We start from the raw sequence: 1932 nt of genomic DNA, 5'->3' as shown, positions 1-1932 counted from the left end.
TGGGCGCCGATCGACCGCTCGACGGGCGCGCCGTCGTCGCCCACCACCCGGATCGCGGTGCCGATGCGACCGCCGAGGCGCACGAGCAGGAAGTCGGTGCCGACCGCGCCGAACCGCAGCTCCGCGTCGGCGACCAGGTCGGCGTCGTCGAACACGTGCACGGGCAGGGCGAGGTCGTCGGCCAGACGCGGCCCGAGGCCGAGGAGAGCGGGCGATCCGGACGGGGCGCCGATGCCGATACCGAGCGGGGCGCTGCTCGCACGCCCGGCCAGGTCGACGGCGAGGGCGGCGATCGCGGTGGCTGGATCCGCGTCGTCCAGCGCGAGGTCGGCACGGTGGTCGATGCGGCCGTCGGGGGTCGCGAGGGCACCGGTGATCCGTCCGGGAGTGCTGAGGTCGAGGGCGATCACCTGCACGGCGCGCTGGTCGAACTCGAGCATGACGGCCGGCTTCCCCGGACGGGCGTCCTGGCTCATGCCGCTCTCGCGGATCACGCCGTCGTCGAGCAGGTCGCGCACGACCTCGGAGATCGTGGGCCGGGCGAGCCCGGTGAGGCGGGACAGGTCGGCGCGGCTCGCCGCCGCGTGCTCCATGAGGGTGCGCAGCACGAGGGCGCGGTTGCGTTCACGGATGGCGCGCGCGTGGGTGGGTGCCGAGACTCGTGCCCGGTCGCCGGGGCGCTCTAGGATCTGGGGGTAGTGCACGTCGTTCCTCCCCGCTCCGCCCGGACGACTAAGTTTAATGAATAAACTAACTGGGTCGAGCGTACGGAGCGCCGTGCGCGCTGTCAATCACCGCACCCACCCCCGGGGGACCGTGAGCATGTTCACCACCGACGACGCGCTGGACACCCAGGCCGCCGTCCGCCGTGCGAACCTGCGCCGAGCCCTGCAGCTCGTGTTCCAGGCGTCTGGCACCCAGACCCGCGCCGGCATCGCCCGGGCGACCGGGCTCACCGCCGCCACCTCCTCCTCGCTCGTCGCCGAGCTGATCGACAGCCGGCTGGTGGTCGAGGGCGAGCAGGCAGTCAGCACCGGCGGCAAACGCGCCACCACCCTGAGCGTCGACGGCGCCCACCACCTGATCCTCGTGCTCGTCGTGCAGCCCACCAGCGCGCACGTCGCCCTCGTCGCGCTCGACGGGACCGCGCTCGACGCACGCACGGTCGCCTACACCCCCGCGACGCGCGACCGCGTGCTCGACGACACGGTGGCCGAGGCGGCGGCCCGCTTCGGCGCCCGGCTCCTCGCCGTCGGCGTGCAGCTGCCCGGCACCACCGACGGGCGGACCGTGCTGGAGAGCGTGCAGCTGGAGTGGCAGGACGTGCCGCTGGCCGAGCGGTTCGAGGCCATCGCCGGCGCGCCCGTGCTGCTGCTCAACGACGTCGACGCGGAAGCCATCGCCGAGGCCGGGATGGACGAGACGCCGTCCGGATACCGGCTGTTCGTGCACCTCGGCGGCGGAGTCGGTGCAGCGGTCACCCTCGACGGCGAGCTCGCCCCGGGGCCGCGCGACCGTGCGGGCGAGATCGGGCACGTGCAGGTCGTGTTCGGAGACGCCGCGCGCCCGTGCCGGTGCGGCCAGCGCGGGTGCCTGGAGTCCGCCGCCGCGCTCGGGCCGATGCTGGGCAAGGACTTCACCGACGAGCTCGACCTCCCGGCCGTGCGCGCCCTCGTCGCCCGCGCCGACCAGGGGCAGATCGACGAGGGTGCCCGTGCGCTCGCCCGTGCGGTCAAGCTGATCAGCGCCCTGCTCGACCCGATCGAGGTCGTGATCGGCGGACCGGCGACCGAGCTCGGACCCCGGTTCCTGGAGCGCGTGCGGGAGGAGTCCGGCTATCCGGCGCGGGGCACCCAGCAGCCGCCCATCCGCTACGCCGACCCCCGGGTCCCGCTCTCCGCCGGTGCCGCGCAGGCCGCGCTCACCGCCGCG

At 74.6% G+C, this 1932-nt stretch carries 2 protein-coding genes; one reads left to right on the top strand and one right to left on the bottom strand.

Annotated elements, in window-relative coordinates; genetic code table 11:
• Positions 1 to 704, bottom strand: a 704-nt coding sequence (locus tag DW299_RS05110) for an ROK family transcriptional regulator (protein WP_136035932.1), incomplete at its 3' end; no start/stop codon positions are given.
• Positions 705 to 822: 118 nt separating this feature from the next.
• Between DW299_RS05110 and DW299_RS05105 the strand changes: the two genes are divergently transcribed.
• The coding region (locus DW299_RS05105; protein ID WP_136035933.1) for an ROK family protein at positions 823 to 1932 on the top strand (1110 nt) is incomplete at its 3' end.

The sequence above is a fragment of the Microbacterium sp. K35 genome, assembly GCF_004794375.1.
GTDB classification, from domain to species: domain Bacteria; phylum Actinomycetota; class Actinomycetes; order Actinomycetales; family Microbacteriaceae; genus Microbacterium; species Microbacterium sufflavum.
Note: the sequence above shows the minus strand (reverse complement) of the source record. Positions and strands in the feature narration are given on the sequence as shown.